Raw genomic sequence first — 24,775 nt, 5'->3', positions numbered from 1 at the left:
TATCTTTCTTGGGAAATGCTTTGTAATAAATGTTCGACAAACTATCCCAGGGAAGCAGATGAGCTAACTTAACCCAACGGTTTTCTGGGTTAAGATGACGATCAAAAGGAGACTCAAATCCCTCAATAATGAGCTGATTCGGACTGCTATAAATAGGGCTAGGTGCACGCCTTTTTGATGCTTTTTTCATAAATCCTTGCACTTGACAACCTAAAAATAACTATAATTCATTGGTTAACAAAACGAATAGAGTTTTTCAGCAGACCCTAAATACTTGAAAAACCATCAACCTACCTGCCGGTAGGCAGGGAAGTTAAGGGGATTAAGCTGTTTTCTTAATGGAGCTTCATTCCTTAATGGTTAGAAAAATAGAACCATTGAGAAGTTAAGGATATTAAGGTTTTTTTCTTAATGTCCCTTAAATCCCTTAATGGTTTAAATTTTTTGAGAAAACCATTAAGAAGTTAAGGATATTAAGGTTCTTTTCTTAATGGAACTTCATTCCTTAATGGTTAGAAAAATAGAACCATTAATAAGTTAAGGATATTAAGGTTCTTTTCTTAATGGAACTTCATTCCTTAATGGTTAGAAAAATAGAACCATTAAGAAGTTAAGGGTATTAAGGTTGTTTTCTTAATGGAACTTCATTCCTTAATGGTTAGAAAAATAGAACCATTGAGAAGTTAAGGGTATTAAGGTTGTTTTCTTAATGGAACTTAGTTCCTTAATAGTTTAAAACTCACAAAATAAACAATACAATTATGGCAAGTATCAAAAGCAAAATTTTTCAAAAACTCCTTCGCTTGACGAATACGAAAGGAAGTTGGGAGAAAGAAATGCTTTCTGGTCAGATCGACCTGAAAAGTTACAGACCCGAACCGCCTAAATGGTTACGTTATAGACTGCATGTTGAAACCGAACGAGCGAACGGACGGAATGTATATACGTTGTCGCCCAAGAAAGATGCAAGCGATACCATTGTGCTGTTTTTGCACGGCGGCGGATATATCCATCCTGCGGCATTGCAGCACTGGCAGTTTGTTCGCGACCTGATCATCAAGAGCAAGTGCACCGTTATTTTTCCCGATTATCCATTGGCGCCGGCGTTTACATATAAAGATTCTTTCACCATGATCGAGCCACTATACAAAGATCTGCTCGCCAAACACGGAGCAGAAAATCTCATTGTTATGGGTGACTCGGCTGGTGGGGGCTTTTCATTGGCACTGTCTCAGAAAATGAAAAACGAAGGCATCGAGCCACCTGCACAGACCATCTTGCTGTCTCCATGGCTGGATGTCAGCACGTCCAATCCGGATATGAAAGCCATTGATCCGAAAGATGCGTTTTTAGGTATACAGGGTTTGCAAATGGCAGGAAGGGCCTATGCTGGCGATACAGATGTCAGCAATTACTTGCTCAGCCCGATTCACGGCCCGCTTAAAGACTTTGGAAAAATTAGCGTTTTCATCGGCACGCATGATATTTTTGTGGCAGATGCCCGGAAATTCAGATCCTTATGCGAATCACAAGGCGTGGACATCAACTATTATGAGTATGAGGAAATGCCACACGTTTTTATGATCCTTGGTTTCCCAGAATCCAGGAAGGCCATTGCTGAAATTATCCGTTTAATTATCAATAGAGCAAAATAGCTTAACTATAGATTCAATGACATACAATATCTATAAAATCCATAACTACCGTATAAAAAGAAAGGTCCTTGGCCGGGGAGACCAAGAACCTTTACTAACCAATTATAAACCTAAATTATGATGATACAAAGATAGTGTTTCAACTACACTAATCCAAATATTTTTACATAAATTTTTAATTTTTATTGTCAAATTTTTGTCACCACCGTATTTTTATTACCAATAGCCAATATTTTATTACTTTTTGTTAGGAAAAAGACACTCGATACCAGCCAACCGAGCCAAAACAGATAAACTCCTGAACGGAACTTTTCCTTAAGCAATTTATGAGAGAGCGTATTTTGGAAATCATGGTAGGTAATGACCAATCCCATAATTCCCAATGCTAAGAAAAGAAACATCCATCCCTTATTCCTTTTTCCACTATTGCTTGTCAATAACCATTGGATTAAAATAAGCAATAGCTGGATGGCAAATAAAATAATTGCTACTTTCCACCATGATTTTAACACTGCATACTCTTTGTACGCGATATTGATACCCATTTTGCCTACCCAAGACATACTCGATATGAGCAGTCCAGCTACAGCGGCAACGATTGCCTGAAAAATAATTAGATAACGCATTTATATTCTTATTTTTTCATCGATCTACTTCTCCCAATACTATATCAATTGAGCCTAAAATGGCAATCAAATCGGCAATAGGAGTATTCTTACCAATTTCAGGAAGTACTGAAAGATTATGGAAGCTAGGAGCTCGGCATTTGACACGTCTTGGAATATCGTTTTTGCCATCGGTTACGAAATAAAAACCTAATTCTCCCTTGGGATTTTCCGCTCTCACATAATAATCTTGGGGCTTGGGATTCACTTTTTTTGGAACCAGTGCCCGTGGATCGAAATCGGGTGTCCGTTTGAACTCCTTCTGGAGTCTTTCCAAGCATTGTTCAATAATCTTTACAGATTCCTTCACCTCATCTATCCTCACTTTATACCTATCCCAACAATCGCCCACGGATCCCATGGCACCCGTACCTATCGGGATCTCAAAATCCAGTTCGGGATAGACGGAGTAATTGTCCACTCGGCGCAGGTCCCATTTCAGCCCAGAAGCGCGTAACATGGGGCCAGAGCATCCATAGTCTATGGCCGTGCTCAGCGGAAGAGCGCCCACATTGGCGGTACGAGAGATAAAAATCTGGTTATTGGTAAGTAAGTCGTCAAGTTCGACCAGCTTAGGTTTGAAATAGCGTACGAATTCAGTGCAACGTTCCTCAAATCCCACAGGTAGATCATAAAATAACCCGCCAATCCAGATATAATTGTAAAGCATACGAGAACCTGATGCCCACTCCAGCATATTCATAACATGCTCTCGGTCCCTAAAACACCATAAAAACGGGGTAGTGGCTCCTATGTCGATACCATAAGTCCCAACTGCAATCAGGTGCGATGCTATACGATTTAACTCGCACACCAACACCCTGATGTACTCTATTCGCTTGGGTATATTGTTTTCTATGCCCAACATCCGTTCCACTCCCATAACATAGGCATGGCTATTGTTCATTGAAGCGAGGTAGTCCAACCTATCGGTGAACGGTATGACCTTGCCATAACTCATGGATTCGGCGTGTTTCTCAAAGCAACGGTGCAGATAGCCCAAGTGGGGTACGATTTCCTTTACGATTTCGCCATCAGTAATCAATTCCAACCGAAGCACGCCGTGCGTAGAAGGGTGCTGCGGTCCCAGATTGATAACCATCTCGCCGTCCTTTAAATCTTGCATACGTTGCTGATACTTGTCTACAGCCTCTTGCGTACGGCCGACGGGAATCGTGTTTATGGTTTCGCTCATCTTGTCGGGTTTATAGCTATACCATGGTAAGTTTCGGCATCCTTATAATCCTTGCGCAGAGGATAGCCATCCCAATCGTCTGGCAGCAGAATACGCCTGAGATCTGGATGCCCTTCGAAAAATATCCCCATTAGGTCATAAGCTTCGCGCTCATGCCATTCAGCCGTTTTCCAAACCGAATTTACACTGGGTACAAGGGGCAAGGTAGTCTGATCATCGCGGTTTGCAGGCACGTTCACCTTAAGGCAGAGCTGTTCTTTCTTGGGAATAGAACTAAGGTGATAAACGACTCCGAAACCTTCATTGCCCAGATCCACGGCACTGATACAGGATAAGAAATCAAACCACGTATCAGGATTTTTCTTGAGTGCCGCGCATACTGCCACCAGGTAGTCCATGTGGATGATAAGGGTTGGTTGCAGACCAGTCAGCTCCTCACCGAGGATAGCCTGCTCGCCACAAGTCTGCGAGATGATACTTTTTATATGCGTTAAATCTATCATTAAGTCAAGATAAAAAAGTCAAGGAGCCAAACGAACAATCTCCCAATTATTGTCTACCAATTCATATCGAATACGATCGTGCAGCCTATTGGGGCGTCCCTGCCAAAATTCAACCCTAAAAGGCCTTACCAAATAGCCACCCCAATGCGGTGGTTTGGGGACTTCATTGCCCTCATATTCCGTTTCAAGTTCCTTAATTCTTTTCTGAAGATATTCTCTATTCGGTATTTCCTTGCTTTGTGGCGATGCCCATGCTCCCAGCTGACTTCCAATAGGCCTGGAATGAAAATAGGCCGTAGATTCTTGAACAGATAGCTTTTCGACTTGTCCTAGCACGCGGACCTGCCGCTCCAATTGAGACCAAAAAAACACCAGGGCTACGAATGGATTTTTGGCCATTTCTTCACCTTTTTCGCTCACATAGTTGGTATAAAAACTGAATCCTTCCTCGGAGGCATGTTTCAACAGTACGATGCGCGCATTGGGAATTCCCTTGCTATCTGCCGTAGCTAGTGTCATAGCATTTACTTCGGGCACTTTTGCCAGCAACGCTTCCTTAAACCATATGTCAAACTGCTCGAGAGGATTGGCCTTAACGCTACTTTCATGCAGCTCAGCTTGCTTATATTCCTCCCGAATGTCTTCGAGGTGCAAATCCATGATAATATTTCCTATTCGTTGCAAACATAAAAAATTGAAATATAAAAATCGGCAATCGGTGTCGGTTTATATATAGGGTGTGAGATAATTATGACTTTTATTGAAATTTGGAAAGTACGACAACAATATGTATGTTTAATTGGTTTTTGACAAGGAGAGACTAGAATAAAATTTATCATCATGGGAATACACAATCAATTTGTTCCGCAGGTAGGCAGTATTTTACTTTCCGAACCCTTTATGCTCGATCCCAATTTTACGCGCTCAGTCATCTTGCTTTGCGAACACAATGACGATGGTACCATCGGTTTGATCATCAATCAACCTAGCAATCTATCACTCAACGATGTTATGGTAGGCATGGATGAAGCACATTTCCCATTATTCATTGGTGGACCCGTTGCCCAAAACTCCATTCAATTCGTACATCGTGCCTATGACAAATTAAACAGTGGAATACAGATAGGGGAGGACCTATATTGGGGAGGTAATTTTGAGGCCTTGAAATTACTCATTGATGAACAAGCCATAAAAGAGCATGAAATTAAATTTTTCATAGGTTATTCCGGCTGGCAAAAAGGGCAATTGGAAAAAGAGCTTAAGGAAAATGCCTGGATAGTAGGCAATAGCTATAATCCAGGCATGGTATATGAAAATGATAGCGAAGATCTTTGGAAGCAGGCGGTCATTAGCCTTGGCCCGAGATACGCACACATCGCCAGTTTTCCACAAAACCCCAATTGGAATTGATGAAAACCGCCACGAGCTAACGCATCGTAAAGCAGCATCAATTTCGCTTTAATCCATATTTCTCTATCTTGCTATAGAGATGGCTTCGTTGTATATCTATATCATCGGCTGTCTTAGAGACATTCCAAGCATTGTGTTCCAACTTATATTTGATATATTCCCTTTCTGCAAAATCCTTGTAATCCTGAAAAGATTTAAACTGATCGAAATTATATGTTTCTGCATTATTTGCCGCCCTTCCGTTTGCTTCTTCTTCCGCGTCACTTTCGTAAAGTTTGCCTTGCGAGGTGACAGCAGTTTGCTGTGAGTGAACGGCAGGAGAGGAGGGGTTGGCAAAAGCAACTACATCCTTATCGGTAATCACCTTGTCCGTTAGAATGATCAAACGTTCTACCATATTGCGCAATTCCCGGATATTGCCTGTCCAAGGGAGACTTTGCAACGCTAGTATCGCTTCAGGTGTAAATTGTTTTACCGGCATACCATAATCGCCGCAAATCTCATCGCAAAAATGATTTGCAATAATCGCAATGTCGTCCTTGCGTTCGCTCAATGGCGGTACATGTATGAGTATCACACTTAGGCGATGGTATAGGTCCATCCGAAAATTGCCGTCTTCAATCTCTTTTAGGAGATCCTTGTTGGTAGCCGCGATAACACGCACGTTTACCTCAATCTCCTTATCGCCTCCTACGCGCGTAATCTTGTTTTCTTGAAGAGCACGCAATACCTTGGCTTGGGCAGAAAGGCTCATGTCGCCTATTTCATCGAGGAACAACGTTCCCTTGTCTGCTTGTTCGAACTTACCGATACGTTGCTTTACGGCGGAGGTAAACGACCCCTTTTCATGTCCAAATAACTCACTCTCAATCAATTCGCTGGGAATGGCTGCACAATTGACCTCTATTAAAGGGGCATCCGCCCGGTGGGATTTTTCATGAAGCCATCTTGCGACCAGTTCCTTTCCGCTTCCGTTGGCCCCGGTTATCAATACCCGAGCCTCTGTAGGCGCTACGCGCTCTATGGTTTCCTTGATCCTATTGATGGCATCAGAATGGCCGAGGATGTCTCTAGTTTTGCTTACACGTCGCTTCAGCACCTTGGTTTCGCTGACTAGCGATCCTCTTTCCAAGGCATTGCGTACCGTTATGAGCAATCGATTAAGATCGGGTGGTTTACTGATAAAATCGTAGGCCCCTTTTTTGCTGGCCTCCACCGCTGTTTCAATCGTTCCATGTCCAGAAATCATGATAAAGGGTAGGTCAGGCTTTATCTTAAGGGCTTCTGTCAGCACCTCCATGCCATCCATACGACTCATTTTAATGTCGCATAGCACCAAATCAATTGCCTCTTTCTTGATGACATCCAGACCCTCTATACCATTGTCGACATCAACAATCTGATAATCTTCGTATTCTAAAATCTCCCTCAACGTGCTACGAATGGCACGTTCATCATCAATGATTAATATTTTTGTCATAATTTCGATAGCCTCGATACCTTCAATATGGATTCCGCCAAATTGATTGAAAAAAATGTAAAAAAGAGTAAGCCTATAAGCCGGGTTCTGTCTCCCAATTGTGCATTGGGATTTCTATCATTTATCTAGCCCCGACATTGCTGTCGGGATCAAACGACCTACCCATTCTGGCTATGACCGCCAGAGACGGTCATTTGGGACGAGCCACCCCATCCAGAACCTATTTGGTCTTTCAACTCCCGGGGTTTACCGCAATGCATGTCGCCATACAAGGCCGTGAGCTCTTACCTCACGTTTTCACCCTTTCCCCGATTGCTCGAGGTGGTTTGTTTTCTGTGGCACTTTCCGTACCCCGACCTACGCCGAGATCCTTCCCGTTAGGAAGCGAGATGCTCTATGTTGCCCGGACTTTCCTCTCTTCCGATAAATCGAAACAGCGATAGAACGGCTTACTCGGTCGCAAATATACGATTACTACCGCGATAAGTCAATTACAAATCCGACAGGCTAAAACAAGTTTATAAGCCTTTATCTTTTCGTCAACCCCGCAATATGCGTCAAGCGTAATCATCGCTTGTTAGTCAATAGTTAATCACCTTTATTGCAAGCCGCTAAACTATTGGTTACCTCTTCTGTTTTGATCCATCCCAATTCATTGCCGAATGAATTGCCGATATAGGTCATGATATAGGCAATATCCTGATCGGTCAAATCCTTATTTGGAGGCATTTCCGAGTCATAGATCTTCCCGAGTACCTCAATGGTTTCATTGCTTCCAAATTTTATCATGCAAGCTACCTTGTTCAGGTTACCTGCCAAATAAATCGTATCCGAAAGAGGCGGATATAACTGTCCTAAGCCTTCGCCATTGCTTCCATGGCAGTTTTGACATCTTTGCGCATATAGTTTTTGCCCATTGGTATAGTATTGTGCCTTTCTGATAGCTTCTTCTCCCTGGCAGGCGTAAAGTACAGCAACGATGGCGAGCAAAGTGCCTAGTACAGTCAATGATCTATTGCTCATGGTATTCTGCCAGTAATATGTCCATATCGCTCAGCAATTTACTTACTTGATCTGCATCAGTGCCATCATAAGCGCCACGTATGCGGGCCTGCTTATCCACTAGGATGAACCAACCTTGATGCTCAAAACCACCTGGAGCATTGGGATCTTCCTTGGCAAAGACCATATAACTGTCGGCCATCTTATAGATATCTGCCTGCGGCCCCCAGGCAAATTCCCATTGATTGCCTTCTATGCCCAACTTATCCGCGTATTTCTTCAATACGGAAGGTCTGTCATATTTTGGATTGATGGTATGAGATAGGATCTTCACTTCTTCGTTGCCCCTGTATTTGTCAAGTACCTGTAGCAGGTTTCTGCTCATAATGGGACATATGCTGGGACATGTAGTGAAAAAGAAATCAGTTACGTAAATGGAATTGGAGAAATCGGATTGATTAATCTCGGTACTGTCCTGATTCAGGAACGAAAAGGCAGGAATCGTTTGATATAGCGTATCTATTAGCTCATTGCCATTCACTATTTTTGAGACTGCTTCTCGTTTTCCCAAAATAGGCAGCTTTTCCGAATTCCCGTTCTGCTTGCAGGCGGCTGTTGCCATCATTAGTGCTGAAAGAAGATAAAACCACTTTGAATTATTTATTATATATTTCATTTTAAATAATTTACAATTATTATCTTAATGGATTGGCAAGCAATAGCGAGTCGACGTTTTTAAAGGCTACTTTCATTTTTTCCAGCTTTCCCTTTTCAGCCTCTAAGTAATCCTTTGCCTCTTGAGCCGTCTTTTCAGATTGATCGGGCTCAAAGTTGGCCATCCATTCGTTCATACTGTCCGTAGCACTTTCCAAGGCACTTTTTATAGCCAATAGCTTAGTCCGCTTGGCAGTGGTATCCAATGTCGGATTGGCTAACTTTTGTGCCGGTAATTGGTCCAGTACGGAATCCAAAGCCATATTGTAACGTACAAATACTCCCACCCTGGGCATAATGCTGTCATGATCAGCCATGATGTCCTTCAGCAATTCATCCTGTTCGCTTGCACCATGCTGCTGACATGCCCCTAGCGCTAGTAAAGAAAGCCCTACAAAAAGATATATGCAATATTTCATGAAGATTGTTTTGGGCAAACTTAGACAAATTGATAGGGATATGCAATTTATCCCTTTTCCGAGCTTATACCGCTTCGGGCATGGCCGAGTAATATTCGCCCTTTTCGGACATACTGACCTTGATCAATCCTGCTAATATAAGGTCTACCAATATCTTTTGTGTTTTCCTTCTCGATAGCTTCATATGCTTACAGAGATCCAATAACAGGACCTTTTCCTGCGTCTGAATGTACTCCAACATGTTCTTTTCCTTTTCGGAATAGGAAATGAAAACGCCATCTGGCAACGACGATCGTTTCAGGACGTCTACCACTACCTTGCCCGCAAGCTGGCTTCTATCCTTGATACGGATATATACCCACCATTTTTTTTGCTCGTCTAAGGCAAAATGCGGCTTGGTGTCACTTTCGGAAACCTCGGCGATAAGCACAACCTTATCGTCGACAAACGCTTCTTCAAAACGGATATCAACTATCGGCTTGCAATACAAAGTTGCAGCCTTGTTCAGTGTATAGCGTTCTTCTTCTTCATTCTTCACACCTCTAATCGTACCATCGTCGGCAATACCCACGAGCAGCCTGCCTCCCTTGTTATTGGCAAAAGCAACTAGCGTTTTGGCAATTTTCACCTCACTACTTATCTTGTTCTTGAAATCGAGTCGTTCACCTTCTCCTTGAAGAATTAAATGCTTGATATTCACCTTAGACTTTGTTTAAGTGATTACAATTCAAATTTGGGGTGCAAAAAAACAAACAGATTAGTACGAAATGCTTTGACGTTCACCTTGATATAACAGATTGCGAACATAGACTTCGTTCTGCACCTCAGCACAAAGTAAGCCATTTTTATCGAAAATACTAATAGGAAGTTTTTTTGTGAATTTCCCCTGATGATCCAACGCTTGCTGTACTTCACCGATCAGCTCTGGTGAAATGGTAATAGTGTAGTGGAGATAATGCCTACCTGGCTTCAGGTAATTAATTTCAGCGCTTTTGAGCCAAACCCTTGTCTTATAACCTTTTTTTCTAAATATCTGATCGAACAGCAACGCATAGAAAGGATCAGATGCTGCGAAAATGGTGCCGCCGAAAATGGAACCGTTATAGTTCTTGTTCCATAGGCTATGGTTTATTTTTACATCTACCCCAAGGAAATCCTTATGGACTTTCTTGGTCCATATTCGTTGGAAGAAAAGTGGGGGATATAAGCGCATTACCCATTTCAGACTGTTTTCAGATAAATTCATAACGGCAAATTTATTATGCAAGCATAATACAAAGCTAGGGCTATTTAATCAAAATCACAACATCTAGGCTACTGTGCAGACTTAAAACCATCGCAATAACATTAAAGTAAATCAACAATCTCTGTGTTAAATGATGTTAAACAGAGGCAAACCAATTATTAAATAGCTATTTTAGAAAGCTCATAGACATTTCAAAGTGAAAAAACTGGCTATGTCCATTCGTGTCATTTCTATAGTAATAGTATTTTTAATTCATCTCACTAAGGAAGGCCTGGGACAACCCAACAGGCTTATAAAGGGCATGGTGTCCGACCGAGAAACGAATATCCCGCTGAATAGCATATTTATTAAGCATATAAATAGGGATACCATCTTTCAAAGCGATAGACAAGGGCTCTTTCATCTGGAGGCACGGAAAGGAGATCGGCTTGTTTTTTTATCACCTAGGCACTTGACGGATACCCTGACGGTAAATGAATCCACCTATTATCAGGTAAAATTGAAAACAATGAGTATTGTGCTCCCGGAAGTATTCATTACGTCAAGACGCAATACATCGCCTCAACAGAAATTGGAAGAGAATCGAAGGGAATACAAGGATATCTATTCGAAAGGAGACACTAAGAACATGTTTACGGTAGGTGTAGGTTTTGCATTAGATATAACCAAATTGTATAACGCACTGGGAAAGTCAGGAAGAGATGCCAGACGGCTTCAAAGAACATTGCAAAAGGATTTTGAGGCCGATATGGTGGAACAACGCTTCAATCGCGCCTTGGTATCAAACATCACAAAACTGGAAGGAAAGGATTTGGATTTGTTCATGATAAACTATCTTCCAGACTACGATTGGATAAACTCATCATCCGATTATGATATTATCGTTTATATACGAGCCAAATGGGAAGAATTTAAAGGCAGGAATAAATAAAAGGCAATTGCTTTTTCCTTTCGAATTATTTTTATTTTAGCCCAATTTTTCATGAACATGTCACAAGAAACTAAATCTGATTCTAGCAAAAAGGGCGTTTGGCTGTTGGTACTCATTGCATCGCTAGGATATTTCGTAGATATATACGATTTGGTCATATTTTCCATTGTACGCATCAATAGCTTCAGGGATATCGGTATCCCCGCAGAGGATATGCGCACCGATGGCGAGTATGTGCTGAATATGCAAATGGCCGGACTGCTATTGGGTGGCATCATCTGGGGCATCATAGGAGACAGGTATGGCCGTATCAAGGTACTTTTTGGGTCGATATTGCTATACTCCTTGGCCAACATGGCCAATGGACTCGTACAGGAAATCCATCAATATGCCTGGATTCGTTTCATTGCCGGAATAGGATTGGCAGGCGAACTTGGTGCCGGCATTACCTTGGTGAGCGAAAGTATGGACAAAGGGAAGAGGGGTTATGGTACCATGCTCATTGCAGGGATCGGCGTGTTGGGTGCTATTGTCGCTTTCTATGTAGCAGAACATTTCAATTGGCGCAACGCTTATTTCGTAGGGGGCGGTATGGGCATACTATTGCTACTGATGCGCCTAGGAGCATTTGAATCGCATTTGTTTAAGCAAGGGGAGGAACAGTCCAAATGGAGCAAGGGCAATATACTTATGTTATTCAATAACAAAGAGCGTTTCCTACGTTACCTGTACTGCATGCTCATTGGTCTGCCCATCTGGTTTGTGGTTGGGATCTTTATCACCCAAGCGCCAGAGTTTGGCCATGCATTGGGTTCACCGACCACCCTGAGCGCAGGTGAGGGTATTATGTTTGCCTATATAGGTATCTCTCTGGGCGATATCTTTGCCGGACTCTTTGCTCAAATGACGCGCTCGCGAAAAAAGGCCGTCCTATTGTTTCAGATACTCATTCTGATAAGTTCATTTCTTTACCTTACCTCTACTGGCATTACGCAAGCCCAATTCAAGTGGCTGGCCTTTTTCATGGGGCTGTCCGTTGGCTATTGGGCTACTTTCGTTACCATATCATCCGAGCAGTTTGGCACCAATCTAAGGGCAACAGTAGCTACCACCGCTCCCAATTTTGTGAGAGCGGCATTGATACCCAGCACCTTTCTGTTTGAGTTCTTGGTAGGAAAATGGGGTATCATCCATGCTGGTATGGGCGTTGTGGTATTATTGTCGCTTATCGCCATATTCGCACTGTCGCGCTTGGAAGAGACTTTCGACAAGGATTTGAACTATTGGGAAGAGTAGTTGAATATGTCTTCTCTGGGTAATTCCTGCTTTTCGGCGATTAAGTCCGTTCCTCATTGCTGTTCTCATCGTCTTTGTCATACGAAGTAGGAACGCAGTCAGTTTCGTTCTCAATAGATTTTATATTTCTGCTCGCAAATGGACTATCAAACGATTGTGTGTCGAATGGGACTTTCAGCTTTAGTCCTATTGCCTTATATTTGCAGGATGACAACAAAGGAAGCAATTGCTTCGGCATACCGAACCATACAAGATGAGATATGCCAAGCTCTTGAAAGCGCCGATGGGGGAGCCAAATTTGAGGAAGAGCTATGGGATAGGGAAGGAGGCGGTGGAGGCCGTACCAGAATTATCCAGCAGGGAAACGTGATAGAAAAAGGAGGGGTGAACTTTTCGGCCGTACACGGGCAGCTGCCAGAGAATATCAAGAAGGCATTTCAGGTAAGTGATGATCAGTTTTTCGCTACTGGCGTTTCCATTGTGATACACCCCCTAAATCCGTGGATGCCCATTATCCACATGAATATCCGTTACTTCGAGCTGAACGAGCAAACCCGATGGTTTGGTGGTGGCATCGACCTAACGCCACATTACATCATTGCCGAAGATGCCAAATATTTCCATGGCGAGTTAAAAAAAGTTTGCGATGCGGCAAGCCCCAAATTCTATCCTTGGTTCAAGAAGTGGGCAGACGACTATTTCTACATCAAGCATCGGCACGAAACAAGGGGGATAGGAGGCGTGTTCTACGACAAGCTGACTCCGAAGAACACAGACCTGAGCTATGAGGAATTATTTGATTTCAGTGTTCATCTGGGCAAAAGTTTTGCACCTATCTATACCGAATTGATGTTCAGAAACCGAGGTAAATCCTATGACGATTCGCATAAACAGTGGCAATCTGTGAGGAGGAGCAGGTATGTGGAGTTTAATTTAGTATACGATTCTGGTACCAAATTCGGGCTGGAAACCAATGGCAGGATAGAATCAATACTCATGAGTATGCCTCCACAGGCCAACTGGATATACAATTATAAACCACTTGTCGGTTCATTGGAGGAAAAAACACAGAGCCAGCTGCTGAAGGAGAGAGATTGGCTCGTGTATTAAGCACATTAATGTGCGCAACATCAATAAAAAATTGTTAATTTCGCCTGCGCAATCTAGGAATGGATTGCCAGTTGATTAAATTTAATTATGGCTGACGAAACAGAAAACGACGATAACCTAATACCGGCAAACGACCGGATCATCCCCATCAGTATTGAAGAAGAAATGAAATCGGCTTACATAGATTACTCTATGTCTGTCATTGTTTCTCGTGCCCTTCCCGATGTGAGGGATGGACTTAAACCTGTACACAGGAGGGTGCTCTACGGCATGTTGGACTTAGGTGTCACAAGCAATAAGCCCTACAAGAAATCGGCCCGTATCGTGGGGGACGTTTTAGGTAAGTACCACCCACATGGCGACTCATCCGTATACGATACGATGGTACGATTGGCACAAGAATGGAGCCTGAGATATCCTTTGGTAGATGGCCAGGGAAACTTTGGTTCCGTAGACGGCGACAGCCCTGCGGCTATGCGTTATACGGAAGCAAGGCTTAAAAAGATAGCCGAAGAGATGCTGGCTGATATCAACAAAGACACCATTGATTACCAGCTCAACTTTGACGATACGCTGGAAGAGCCGAGTGTATTGCCCACGAAAATCCCCAATCTATTGGTTAACGGTGCATCGGGTATTGCCGTGGGTATGGCCACCAATATGGCCCCGCACAACCTAAGCGAGGTAGTGGACGGTACTATTGCCTATATAGACAATAGGGAAATAGAAATTTCGGAGTTGATGAAGCACATAAAGGCTCCTGATTTCCCAACAGGAGGCCTGATATATGGATACGCAGGTGTCCAAGAAGCTTTTGAGACAGGTAGAGGTAGAGTGATGATGAGGGCAAAGGCCGAAATTGAAACCGTCAAAAATGATCGGGAAGTCATCATCGTCAGCGAAATTCCTTATCAAGTCAATAAGGCCGATATGATCAAGCGCACGGCAGACTTGGTCAACGAAAAGAAAATTGAAGGCATTTCGGCCATTCGCGATGAGTCCGACAGGCAAGGAATGCGCATTGTATATGAAATAAAGCGAGATGCCAATGCCTCCGTCGTGCTGAACAATTTATTCAAGTACACGGCTCTACAAACCTCATTTAGTATCAATAACATAGCCCTGGTTTCAGGTAGGCCCATGTTGTTGAACCTAAAGGATATGATCCACCATTTCGTGGAGCATAGGCATGAGGTGGTCATTCGCCGTACCAAATTTGAACTTGCAGAAGCCGAGAAACGTGCGCATATTCTGGAAGGTTTGCTCATTGCCTTGGATCATCTTGATGAAGTAATACAGCTTATCCGCGCCTCCGACACGCCAGAGGATGCACGTACTGGCTTGATGGAACGCTTTGGTCTCAGTGATATTCAGGCAAGAGCCATCTTGGACATGACACTGAGGAGACTCACGGGACTCGAACGTGATAAGATCAAGGAAGAATATGCCGAATTGATGAAAACCATCGAGCATTTGAAGGCTATACTGGCCGATGAGGGCTTGCGCATGCAGATCATTAAGGATGAGCTGCTCGAAATAAAAGAAAAGTATGGTGACGAGCGACGCTCGCATATAGTACACTCGGCTGAAGATATGCGTATGGAAGACTTCATCGACGATGAGGAGATTGTCATCACCATCTCGCATGAAGGCTATGTAAAACGTACACCACTTACCGAATACCGCATTCAAGCCCGTGGAGGTAAGGGATCGCTCGGATCAAGCACGAAAGACGAGGACTTCACCGAACACATCATTACAGCATCAGCCCACAACTATATGTTGTTCTTCACCGAAGCTGGCCGCTGTTTCTGGTTGCGTGCCTTTGAAATCCCGGAAGGAAGCAGAACGTCACGTGGAAGGGCTATCCAAAATATAGTCAATATTCCCAAGGAAGAAAAGATTAAGGCCTACATCAAGGTTATCAACTTGAAAGACCAAGAATACTTGGAAAATAATTTCATCATCATGTGTACCAAAAAGGGTACCATTAAGAAAACATCGCTGGAAGCCTACTCTAGGCCAAGGGCAAACGGTATAAACGCCATCAATATCAATGAGGGTGATCATTTGCTTCAGGCTTGCTTGACCGATGGTAAAAGCGAAATTGTGATGGCATTGAAATCAGGTCGCGCAATACGTTTCAACGAATCTACGGTAAGACCAATGGGCAGAACAGCCACTGGAGTGAGAGGTGTGACCCTAGCAGGGGAAGAGGATGAGGTAGTAGGAATGATTAGCGTAAATAGTCCCGAGACCACGGTATTGGTAGTCTCGGAAAACGGTTATGGAAAACGAACCGATATAGACGATTACCGCATAACCAATAGGGGAGGAAAAGGGGTCAAGACCTTAAACGTTACGGAAAAAACGGGCACGCTGGTAGCCATTAACGATGTGACTGACAATGACGATCTCATGATCATCAACAAATCGGGAATAGTAATCCGTATAGCGGTCAGCCAACTTCGTGTCATGGGAAGGGCCACGCAAGGGGTACGGCTCATCAATTTGAAAAACGGAGACTCCATTGCGTCGGTTACTAAGGTAGCTCACGATGAGGATGAGGAAGAAAATGTACAAAATGATGCAGTCATTGCTCATCCAACTGACGAAGTACAGAATACAAGTGACACTGACGGAAAACCCGAGGACCCGAATGGCGACGCTGAAAGTTCAGAAGACAAGGAATAAAGCCGTTTGAAGGAAGTTTTTCGAATAACGTGGGATCAACGGTTATAAACAAACCATGATTGGAATGAGTTTTGCTCTTATTTTCAATCATGGTTTTAAAAAAAAATAGATTTTCAATAACTTTAGGGCATTTTGTTATGGAGAATCCGCCAGTTGTTAAATCAAAGAAAAGTTTGGTTTGTTAGTTAAATCAAAATGAAAAAAATAAGGTTCATCTTAGTTTGTTCCCTATCGCTGATTGCGGCAAGTACTTTCGGCCAGTCAAACCTGAAAGAAGGCAACAATAACTTTGCACTTTTCAGCAGCAGTGGTGACATCAAATACCTGATCGAAGCAAGAAAGTTTGCAGATTTGGCCTTTAAAGAGCGTAGAGACTCTTTAAATTATAATAACAACTTGCTCCGTGCCTTGGTGTATAGTACCTTGGCTTACGTAGATTCAAACCGAACTCAGAAATATGAGAAAGACCCAATAAATGAAGGTCTATATATGCTGAACAGGCTGCGCGATGATAACCTGAACCATGAAAACCAACCAAAAATAGCTTATGCCTACAACAAATTGGCTGGCGCTTATCTGATGCAGGCTAATAGGGAATTGAAGAACAACAAGTTCAATGAGGCATTAAAAAGTTTTAAAATGGTCGATAGTCTTAGCAAAGGAGAGATCAACGTAAAGCACAATATCGCGGTACTGAATGAGAAAACGAACGACAATCAAAATGCCATTCGCTCGTACCAGGCATTCTTAAGGAGTAAAAATACCTCCAAACCCGAATATATTCTAACACTAGCTAACCTGTACATAAATGCCTCTGATTTAAATGCAGCTAAAAACACGTTGTTGACGGGATTGGACTATTTTCCAGACAATAAGGACATCCTTTTTGACCTGATGAATTTATATGCCTCGACGGGCAATTATGAATCGATTATCCCATTGATACCCAATGCCATGTCTAAAGATCCAAAAAATTTGAATCTCAATTATTTAGCTGGATTTAGCTATGAAATGGTAGGCAACAAGACGGAAGCAGAAAAGTACTATAAAAACGCCATAGAAATCAAGCCTACGGACTATAGTAGCAATTATGAGCTTGGACTTCTTTATCTGAAGGATTTCGTTGCCGATACCGACAATTTAGAAAAGCAATATAAGGCACAGGAATATCTTCTAAAGGCTAATGAAATTGACCCAAATGCGATCAACGCATTGAAATCGCTTTCTGTATTATTTGCCAAGGCTGGCAATTACGAACAGTTGGACAGGGTGAATAATCAATTGAATCAAATCACATCAAATTAGTAGAAAATTATGAAAATCAAATCTTTTTTATTTGCTGCGTTGGTGATGGGAACATCCCTATCCTTTGCCCAAAAAGGTGAATTGAACAAAGCAAAGTCAAGTTACGAAAAATATTCTACGCTATCAGGTGGTGCGTTTACCAACCTTCCCGATATAGCGACGAAAGAAATGGCCAATGCCAAGGCTTCAATAGATAAAGCCAAGGCACACGAGAAAACTTCTTCATTGCCTGAAACTTGGATATTGGCATCCGTTCTAGGTGCGGAGGAAACGCTCATCAACGAACAATCCGGAAATCAAGACGCGGCTGAAGCTTCATATAAAGAAGCTGACGAAGCGCTTAGCAAATCCAATGAATTGGAAGGGAAAGTTCCTGATGATATAGCCCCCTTAAAAGAACGTTCCGAACTTCTGTTGGCCTATTACTTGCAAAATAAAGGCGTAAAAGAGTTCCAAGAAGGAAAATATGCAGAGGCACAAGCTTCCTGGGATAAAGCACTGTCATATGATTTTGACAACGACGAAGTGAAAAATTCCCTATACTATTTTGGAGGCCTTGCTGCCCAGGCAAATAAGGACTACGACAAATCGATAGAAAACTTCCAAAAGTTAATCCCTGGGGATAATTCCGATGCTTACATAGGCTTATCCGACACATATTGGGCAAAAGGCGATACCGTACAGTCCATTAAGGTAATGGATGAAGCAGCTTCAAAATTCCCAGATAGCAGCAAAATTGTTCAAGCTAGGATCATCAAATACCTCAACGTGGGAAAAGGAAATGAGGTTATATCAGAACTTGAGGAGCAAGTGAAAGCCGATCCAAGCAATTCAGACTATCCCTTTTTCCTTGGAATCGCTTACGAATCGGCCGGCGATAAGGAAAAGGCATTGGAGTCTTACAAGAAAGGAATTGAGGCTGCACCTGAAGACGTTAGAAACTATGGCAATGCAGCTGTAATTATTCTAAATCAAACCAATGACAAGATTGCCAAAGCGAGCAGCATAAAAACCCAAGACGAATACGACAAAGCGGTAGCTGAAGCAGTGGCAGAAGCCGATAAGGCATTGCCATACTTGGAGAAAGCATTGCAATTGGAACCAAATTCTGAGATGAACCTACGCAACATGCGTGCCTACTACCAATTGAAAGGCGAAGATGCCAAGGCAGAAGAATTGACGCAAAAGATCAATAACTTGTAATAGTAGGGGACAACGTGCCCATTTACTGAAAAGCAGAAACAAAAGGGAATCTCAAAACGATTCCCTTTTGCTTTTTATATAATCCCCTCTTTTAGCAAATCGTGTAAGTGAATAATGCCAAAATAGGAGGCATTTTGGTCGAGCACTATTAACTGCGTAATATTATTTGCTTTCATCATATCCAGGGCATGGACAGCGAGTTCCCCTTTTTGGATTGTCTTGGGCTGTTTGCCCATTATATCACCCGCTTTTAATTGTAAGAAATCACTGCTTTTTTCCAGCATGCGCCTAATATCCCCATCCGTTATAATGCCTACCACCTGGCTTCCGTTCATCACAGCAACTGCTCCCAATCTATTCTTTGTAATAGAAACAAGAACTTCTCTAATGTCAGTATCTATTTGAACGTTGGGTTTCTCGTTCTGGAAAGCCAAATCTTCCACCTTTAGGTACAACCTTTTCCCTAACGCTCCACCGGGATGGTATTTTGCAAAATCCTGGTTGGTAAACTGTCGACATTCCAACAGACAGATTGCCAGGGCATCTCCAAGAGCCAATTGGGCCGTAGTAGAGGTAGTAGGCGCGAGATTCAAAGGACAAGCTTCCTTTTCTACAAAGGCATCCAAAATAAAATCGGCATTCTTGCTCAGGTAAGACTCTCTATTGCCTACCAATGCTATTAGTTTGGAGCCTGTATGCTTTAAAAGTGGCACCAATACCTTGATTTCCGGTGTATTGCCACTCTTTGAGATCGCGATGACAATGTCATGCGGCTGTACAATGCCCAAATCGCCATGTATGGCGTCAGCAGCATGCATGAATACCGCCGGCGTACCCGTTGAGTTCATGGTTGCCACGATTTTTTGCGCAACGATGGCGCTCTTGCCGATTCCCGTTATGATCACCCTTCCTTCAATGGATATAATCGCTTCGACCGCATTGGAAAAATCATCGTTGATGAAAGTAGCCAGCTGTGCTATCGCTGCCGATTCTAAACGGAGAACATTAATTGCAATTTTTTCTATGTCGCTTTTCGTTTTCAAGGATAATATGTATATTAGTGTAGAAATTAAGGCAAAAATATATTATTTTTAAACAATGCTACCTAAGCCTTAGGTTTTAATTTTTTCCGAAAGGACAATGAATATAGAAAAAACATTATTCGATAACCTACAGAACTTTTTTGGTTTTGATACATTTAAGGGTGAACAAGAGGCGATTATAACCAATATTCTGCAGAAGAAGGATACTTTTGTAATAATGCCTACTGGCGGTGGAAAATCTATCTGCTATCAACTACCTGCGCTAATGAGCGAGGGTACAGCCATCGTGATTTCCCCCTTAATTGCCCTCATGAAAAACCAAGTTGATCAACTGAGGGCCTTTGGCGGCTCCGATAGTATAGCCCATTTTTTAAATTCATCACTCAATAAAAGTGAAATAACCAAGGTAAAGCAAGATGTTATAGACAAAAAAACCAAATTGCTTTACGTAGCACCCGAGTCTCTGGCCAAGACGGAGAACATGGAATTCTTGAAATTGATCAAAGTTTCATTTGTCGCCGTAGATGAGGCTCATTGTATTTCTGAGTGGGGGCACGATTTTCGTCCGGAATACAGAAAAATACGCCAAGTAATAAACGGTATCGGGGACAACATCCCCATTATTGCCCTGACGGCAACAGCTACCCCCAAGGTACAGTCGGATATTCGTAAGAATCTCCATATGAATAATGCCACACTTTTCAAATCGTCATTCAATAGGCCCAACCTCTATTACGAAGTAAGGCCCAAATTGAACGTCGTAAAGGAAATAGTGCGCTTTATCAAGAAAAATACCGGCAAATCTGGCATTATCTATTGCCTTAGCCGAAAGAAGGTGGAGGAGATTGCCGAGGTGCTCAATATCAATGGCATTAGGTCGCTTCCTTATCATGCTGGACTAGACGCCAAGACAAGGGCGGAGACACAAGACAAGTTTCTCATGGAAGAGGTAGAGGTGATCGTTGCTACCATAGCCTTCGGTATGGGGATCGACAAGCCAGATGTACGATACGTGATCCATCACGATATCCCGAAAAGTATGGAAGGCTACTATCAGGAGACTGGAAGGGCCGGAAGAGATGGGGGAGAGGGTATTTGCGTTGCTTTCTATTCAGAAAAGGATATTGAAAAGCTGACTAAATTCATGAAGGATAAACCTGTATCCGAAAGGGAAATAGGCACGCAGATACTAAAAGAAGTAATAGATTATTCCGAATCGTCCGTATGCAGACGAAAGCAGATTTTACATTATTTCGGTGAGGATTTTGATGAAGCTGGCTGCAATTATATGTGTGATAACTGCAATAGCCAACGTCAACAATTTGATGCAGAAGAATCTTTACTTAACGTACTTAAGTTTATTCAGGAGCAAGGTGAAAAATTTGATGACAATCACATTATCAATGTGATGATTGGTCAAAACAACCAGTTTGTATCATCTTATAATCACGACAAGCATCCTTTTTATGGTTCTGGTAAAGACAAGGGCATTATTTACTGGAAATCGCTTTTGAGACAGGCAGTACTTAACAATTACCTTTCCAAGGATGTGGACAATTATGGCTTGCTCAAAATGACCAAAACGGGTTTATCATTTCTGGAAAACCCCTATACCGTCAAGTTTTACCTAAACAACCCGATGGCAAAAACGGACGATTCAGTAGATGAAAATCCCGCCCAAGCACCTGGAACGATAGATTCGCAGCTTTTGCTCATGCTAAAGGATCTACGCAAAAAAATTGCCAAAACAAAGGGTTTACCACCTTTCGTAATATTTCAGGATCCTTCCTTGGAAGAGATGTGTATCCATTATCCCGTCACAATGGACGAACTGAAGCAAATACATGGAGTGGGGGCTGGAAAAGCACTCAAGTTTGGCTCTCAGTTTATTAATCTGATTAAAAACTACGTTGAAGAGAACGATATTGACAGACCCGTGGATTTGGTAATAAAGGGAACTGCCAATAAATCGGCGCTAAAGGTCTCCATTATTCAAAATATCGACAGGAAAATAGGTTTAGAGGATATAGCCAATGCAAAAGGCTTGAGCTATGAAGATATCATCAAGGAAGTGGAATCCATAGTCAATTCGGGCACCAAATTGAATCTGAGCTATTACATAGACGAATTGATTGATGAAGAACGCCAAGATGAAGTGTTTGATTATTTTAGGGCTGCTGAAATAGATTCCATTGATGCGGCGCTTAAGGACCTTGGTACCGAGGATTATACCTTTGAAGAGATTCAATTAATGCGCATCAAATTCATGTCCGAACTAGGAAATTAACAACAATCTAAAATGCATATAGATCAATTGCCCGGCATTGGCCATGCTGGGTCCACGCAATTTTTCCTCATGGCGGGGCCATGTGCGATAGAAGGAGAAGAAATAGCGCTCAGGATCGCTGAAAAAATAAAAATTATTACGGATAAATTGAATATTCCGTATATTTTCAAAGGGTCTTTCCGTAAAGCAAACCGTTCCAAACTGGACAGCTTCACTGGAATTGGAGACGAGAAAGCCTTAAAAATACTAGAGAAAGTTGGAAGGGAATTCGACGTTCCAACCGTAACCGATATACATGAAAGTGCCGATGCACAGATGGCGGCAGCCTACGTAGACGTTCTTCAGATTCCGGCATTTCTATGCCGGCAGACAGATCTGTTGATTGCGGCTGCTCAAACGGGAAAGGCCGTCAATATAAAAAAAGGTCAATTTTTATCTGGACAATCCATGAAGTTCGCCGTAGATAAAGTACTTGGCTCCAGCAATTCATTGGTTATGTTGACCGATCGTGGCAATACTTTTGGTTACCAAGATTTGATAGTCGATTTCCGCAATATCCCAGAAATGAAACAATTTGGTGTTCCCGTCATAATGGATTGTACACATTCACTGCAGCAGCCCAATCAAAGCTCGGGCGTCACAGGAGGAAAACCCGCTTTAATAGAAACCATTGCAAAAGCTGCCATCGCTACGGGCGCGGACGGTTTGTTTATAGAGACACATCCAGATCCGACAAATGCCAAATCTGATGGCGCTAATATGCTGCACCTAGATTTGCTGGAAACGCTGCTGGTGAAACTTACCCGAATTCGAGAGGCGATTTTGTAATGGCGGAACTGGCTCATTTCAGAAACCCATAATATATCTTATAATTTATATTATGAAAAATCAAAAACATATCGTATATTTGAACGTAATTGCAGTAGCAAATATATAAAAAATGTTTAATTATGTTGTACATTATTGAAGATTATAAAAAGCTTTTGAAAAATATAAATTTCTTCATCAAGCAATCGGGTTACAAGGTTGAGTTCTTGGCTCAAAAACTGGACATGCCTAGAATGACATTCTATCACAAAAGAAAGAATGCTGGATTTACCGTGGAAGAAATGGAAAAGCTTTTTGATATAATCAACGTCGAGCATATTGAGGACAAAGCTTTTTTTGAACTGATGCAAACTTCCAAGAGGGAAAGCACGTTGATAGCTAGGGACAAAGAGAAAAACCTCTACAACTAACCAATGCAGGTAATCTATTACAGTTCATACGTAAAGGACATAAAGAAGCTAACGCCCAACTTTAAGAAAATAGCACAAGGAATCGAAAATGAATTGCTAGCTGTCGAAAGCGAGGAGCAATTGCGTGCTCACCCAAAGATTACGGATATGGTTGGACATGCGGGCACGTACAGGTATAAGCAAGGCGATTGGAGACTGGGATTTTTTGTGGAAGAAATTGAGGGAGAACGCATAATTGCTTTAGCAAGGTTTTTGCACCGTAAGGATATTTACAGGAACTTCCCGTAACTAGGGGTAAAGATTATGAATAAAAGGCCGATGTGCAATGTGCATCGGCCTTTTTGTGCGGAAATTTTCTTACAGCGGGGGGGTGTGGGGGGGTGACAAAATTGTGGTTTTGTCATCATTTTTGTCGCTTGCAAAAGCGACAAATGTCGCAATCGGAATTTCTGAACGGAATTTTACCTATTTCCGTTCGGAATTTTCGGAATTCCGAAAATTCCGAACGGTGCTAACCGTCATCATCGGTGTCGAGTATGGCCTCGATTTTTTCTAGCAAGGGCTCGTATTTTGTGGCTGGATGGATGTAGCCCTTTTCTTCCTCAAAGCGGTTCCGTAGGCTGTAAATCTGTTCTTCAACGGCCGAATGCAAAAGGAATAGTTCGTTACGGGTAAACATATCAATATTTCTTTAAAATTAAACAATTTAATTAAATTGATATTTTGAAATCTCGTGCTCCAGGAGCGTGAGGGTGAACTGGCCGAAAATACGGAAATAGTCGAGGTTGCACGTGTGCAGAGAATACACGTAACATTCGTACCTTTTATTGAAATAGCACTGGGTGACGGATGCACGGATGGACTGGCTAAGGCCGGTAAAATGGGCTTCGATGCGCACGTTTTCCCCGACCTTGAATTTTGGTTGCGAGGCAGGGGAGAGGCTTGCCAAATCCTTTTGAATTTTCGTAAACTCCGCAATTTCAAGCTGCTTGTTTTTGCGGGAAAATTTCCAGTTGTAGGCCATGATTTTAAGTTTTAAAATACTGATTTTCAATTGTTTATTTTATTAAAAATACTAATAATTTTGGATTTTTGCAAGTGTTTTTTTGTTTTTTTTGGGCGCATGCGAGATGCGCCCTTACAGTGGGCGCACACATAGGTACGCCCTGACCGACTGTGGCAGCAGACGACCGTCACCGCCGTTGGTGGTTGTGGCAGCGGTGACCGACTGGCGCTTGCCGCTGGGAAGCGACACCCTAAAGGCAAACGTGATAATTCTGAAAGCCCCGCTGCACCTGCGTGCGCGGAGCGACGCAAGCCGCAAACGAGCGTGGGGAAAGCTTATCAAAAAGCCGTGCTGCCGCAGGCCGTGCGCCCTG

The 24,775-nt window shown here is 42.5% G+C and carries 26 protein-coding genes and 1 other RNA gene; 12 read left to right on the top strand and 15 right to left on the bottom strand.

Annotation, left to right across the window (positions count from 1 at the left end; genetic code table 11):
- The coding region (locus tag A37S_RS27810; protein WP_036600995.1) for a hypothetical protein at positions 1–190 on the bottom strand (190 nt) is incomplete at its 3' end.
- Between the two features lie 571 nt (positions 191–761).
- On the opposite strand from A37S_RS27810, the gene A37S_RS0117470 reads away from it, so the two are divergent.
- A complete protein-coding gene (locus tag A37S_RS0117470) occupies positions 762–1,655 on the top strand; it encodes an alpha/beta hydrolase (RefSeq protein ID WP_028298114.1) in 894 nt (297 codons plus the stop codon).
- 188 nt (positions 1,656–1,843) lie between these two features.
- Here the strand turns inward: A37S_RS0117470 and A37S_RS25120 are convergent, their stop codons facing one another.
- The 4 genes from A37S_RS25120 to pdxH all read right to left on the bottom strand — a co-directional run bounded on the left by A37S_RS25120 (position 1,844) and on the right by pdxH (position 4,678).
- Positions 1,844–2,281: a hypothetical protein gene (locus tag A37S_RS25120; protein ID WP_036602977.1), complete on the bottom strand. Its 438-nt coding sequence runs from the start codon at positions 2,279–2,281 to the stop codon at positions 1,844–1,846.
- A gap of 16 nt (positions 2,282–2,297) precedes the next feature.
- The gene (locus A37S_RS0117460) at positions 2,298–3,446 is read right to left on the bottom strand and encodes an NADH-quinone oxidoreductase subunit D (RefSeq protein ID WP_028298113.1); all 1,149 of its coding nucleotides are present in this window, start codon (positions 3,444–3,446) and stop codon (positions 2,298–2,300) included.
- Positions 3,447–3,511: 65 nt separating this feature from the next.
- Positions 3,512–4,018: an NADH-quinone oxidoreductase subunit C gene (locus A37S_RS0117455; RefSeq protein WP_036602974.1), complete on the bottom strand. Its 507-nt coding sequence runs from the start codon at positions 4,016–4,018 to the stop codon at positions 3,512–3,514.
- Between the two features lie 18 nt (positions 4,019–4,036).
- Complete coding sequence (gene pdxH / locus A37S_RS0117450) at positions 4,037–4,678, bottom strand: pyridoxamine 5'-phosphate oxidase (RefSeq protein ID WP_028298111.1); 642 nt, start codon at positions 4,676–4,678, stop codon at positions 4,037–4,039.
- A gap of 180 nt (positions 4,679–4,858) precedes the next feature.
- Between pdxH and A37S_RS0117445 the strand changes: the two genes are divergently transcribed.
- Positions 4,859–5,428, top strand: coding sequence for a YqgE/AlgH family protein (locus tag A37S_RS0117445; protein WP_342663608.1), 570 nt, complete (start codon positions 4,859–4,861; stop codon positions 5,426–5,428).
- Between the two features lie 37 nt (positions 5,429–5,465).
- Here the strand turns inward: A37S_RS0117445 and A37S_RS0117440 are convergent, their stop codons facing one another.
- The 7 genes from A37S_RS0117440 to A37S_RS0117415 all read right to left on the bottom strand — a co-directional run bounded on the left by A37S_RS0117440 (position 5,466) and on the right by A37S_RS0117415 (position 10,289).
- On the bottom strand, positions 5,466–6,908 hold the full coding sequence (locus tag A37S_RS0117440; RefSeq protein WP_028298109.1) for a sigma-54-dependent transcriptional regulator: 1,443 nt from the start codon (positions 6,906–6,908) through the stop codon (positions 5,466–5,468).
- 60 nt (positions 6,909–6,968) lie between these two features.
- An RNA gene (gene rnpB, locus A37S_RS26385) (RNase P RNA component class A) lies at positions 6,969–7,364 on the bottom strand.
- Between the two features lie 132 nt (positions 7,365–7,496).
- On the bottom strand, positions 7,497–7,931 hold the full coding sequence (locus tag A37S_RS25115; protein WP_036602970.1) for a c-type cytochrome: 435 nt from the start codon (positions 7,929–7,931) through the stop codon (positions 7,497–7,499).
- Positions 7,921–8,586 (bottom strand): SCO family protein, encoded by a 666-nt coding sequence (locus A37S_RS0117430; RefSeq protein ID WP_028298108.1) that lies wholly within the window; start codon positions 8,584–8,586, stop codon positions 7,921–7,923. The genes A37S_RS25115 and A37S_RS0117430 overlap by 11 nt, the downstream gene beginning before the upstream one ends.
- A gap of 19 nt (positions 8,587–8,605) precedes the next feature.
- Complete coding sequence (locus tag A37S_RS0117425) at positions 8,606–9,043, bottom strand: hypothetical protein (protein ID WP_028298107.1); 438 nt, start codon at positions 9,041–9,043, stop codon at positions 8,606–8,608.
- A 64-nt stretch (positions 9,044–9,107) separates the two neighbouring features.
- Positions 9,108–9,743 (bottom strand): AlbA family DNA-binding domain-containing protein, encoded by a 636-nt coding sequence (locus tag A37S_RS0117420; protein WP_028298106.1) that lies wholly within the window; start codon positions 9,741–9,743, stop codon positions 9,108–9,110.
- A gap of 57 nt (positions 9,744–9,800) precedes the next feature.
- On the bottom strand, positions 9,801–10,289 hold the full coding sequence (locus A37S_RS0117415) for a DUF4442 domain-containing protein (RefSeq protein ID WP_028298105.1): 489 nt from the start codon (positions 10,287–10,289) through the stop codon (positions 9,801–9,803).
- A gap of 196 nt (positions 10,290–10,485) precedes the next feature.
- Between A37S_RS0117415 and A37S_RS0117410 the strand changes: the two genes are divergently transcribed.
- From A37S_RS0117410 to A37S_RS0117385, 6 genes are all read left to right on the top strand, one after another.
- The gene (locus A37S_RS0117410) at positions 10,486–11,220 is read left to right on the top strand and encodes a hypothetical protein (protein ID WP_157278781.1); all 735 of its coding nucleotides are present in this window, start codon (positions 10,486–10,488) and stop codon (positions 11,218–11,220) included.
- A gap of 57 nt (positions 11,221–11,277) precedes the next feature.
- Entirely contained in the window at positions 11,278–12,516 is a 1,239-nt protein-coding gene (locus tag A37S_RS0117405) for an MFS transporter (RefSeq protein WP_028298103.1), read from the top strand.
- 207 nt (positions 12,517–12,723) lie between these two features.
- Positions 12,724–13,626, top strand: a complete 903-nt coding sequence (hemF, locus tag A37S_RS0117400; RefSeq protein ID WP_028298102.1) for an oxygen-dependent coproporphyrinogen oxidase — start codon at positions 12,724–12,726, stop codon at positions 13,624–13,626.
- Between the two features lie 87 nt (positions 13,627–13,713).
- Positions 13,714–16,320: a DNA gyrase subunit A gene (gene gyrA / locus A37S_RS0117395; protein ID WP_028298101.1), complete on the top strand. Its 2,607-nt coding sequence runs from the start codon at positions 13,714–13,716 to the stop codon at positions 16,318–16,320.
- A gap of 195 nt (positions 16,321–16,515) precedes the next feature.
- Positions 16,516–17,625 (top strand): tetratricopeptide repeat protein, encoded by a 1,110-nt coding sequence (locus A37S_RS0117390; RefSeq protein WP_036602967.1) that lies wholly within the window; start codon positions 16,516–16,518, stop codon positions 17,623–17,625.
- Positions 17,626–17,634: 9 nt separating this feature from the next.
- Complete coding sequence (locus A37S_RS0117385) at positions 17,635–18,828, top strand: tetratricopeptide repeat protein (RefSeq protein WP_028298099.1); 1,194 nt, start codon at positions 17,635–17,637, stop codon at positions 18,826–18,828.
- Positions 18,829–18,902: 74 nt separating this feature from the next.
- Here A37S_RS0117385 and A37S_RS0117380 read toward each other — a convergent pair whose 3' ends face one another.
- Positions 18,903–19,871, bottom strand: a complete 969-nt coding sequence (locus A37S_RS0117380; RefSeq protein ID WP_028298098.1) for a KpsF/GutQ family sugar-phosphate isomerase — start codon at positions 19,869–19,871, stop codon at positions 18,903–18,905.
- A 97-nt stretch (positions 19,872–19,968) separates the two neighbouring features.
- On the opposite strand from A37S_RS0117380, the gene recQ reads away from it, so the two are divergent.
- The 4 genes from recQ to A37S_RS0117360 all read left to right on the top strand — a co-directional run bounded on the left by recQ (position 19,969) and on the right by A37S_RS0117360 (position 23,684).
- A complete protein-coding gene (gene recQ / locus A37S_RS0117375) occupies positions 19,969–22,158 on the top strand; it encodes a DNA helicase RecQ (RefSeq protein WP_028298097.1) in 2,190 nt (729 codons plus the stop codon).
- 12 nt (positions 22,159–22,170) lie between these two features.
- On the top strand, positions 22,171–22,986 hold the full coding sequence (gene kdsA / locus A37S_RS0117370; protein ID WP_028298096.1) for a 3-deoxy-8-phosphooctulonate synthase: 816 nt from the start codon (positions 22,171–22,173) through the stop codon (positions 22,984–22,986).
- A 155-nt stretch (positions 22,987–23,141) separates the two neighbouring features.
- Positions 23,142–23,396: a hypothetical protein gene (locus A37S_RS0117365; protein WP_157278779.1), complete on the top strand. Its 255-nt coding sequence runs from the start codon at positions 23,142–23,144 to the stop codon at positions 23,394–23,396.
- Positions 23,397–23,399: 3 nt separating this feature from the next.
- Complete coding sequence (locus tag A37S_RS0117360; RefSeq protein WP_028298094.1) at positions 23,400–23,684, top strand: type II toxin-antitoxin system RelE family toxin; 285 nt, start codon at positions 23,400–23,402, stop codon at positions 23,682–23,684.
- A gap of 223 nt (positions 23,685–23,907) precedes the next feature.
- Here the strand turns inward: A37S_RS0117360 and A37S_RS27195 are convergent, their stop codons facing one another.
- On the bottom strand, positions 23,908–24,075 hold the full coding sequence (locus A37S_RS27195) for a hypothetical protein (RefSeq protein WP_157278777.1): 168 nt from the start codon (positions 24,073–24,075) through the stop codon (positions 23,908–23,910).
- A 27-nt stretch (positions 24,076–24,102) separates the two neighbouring features.
- Positions 24,103–24,420, bottom strand: a complete 318-nt coding sequence (locus A37S_RS27190; RefSeq protein WP_157278775.1) for a hypothetical protein — start codon at positions 24,418–24,420, stop codon at positions 24,103–24,105.
- Between the last annotated feature and the right edge of the window lie 355 nt (positions 24,421–24,775).

Origin of the sequence: Olivibacter sitiensis DSM 17696, from assembly GCF_000427965.1 — a bacterium.
Lineage (GTDB): Bacteria > Bacteroidota > Bacteroidia > Sphingobacteriales > Sphingobacteriaceae > Olivibacter > Olivibacter sitiensis.
The sequence above is the reverse complement of the archived record's forward strand: the minus strand, read 5'-3'. Positions and strand labels throughout refer to the sequence as shown.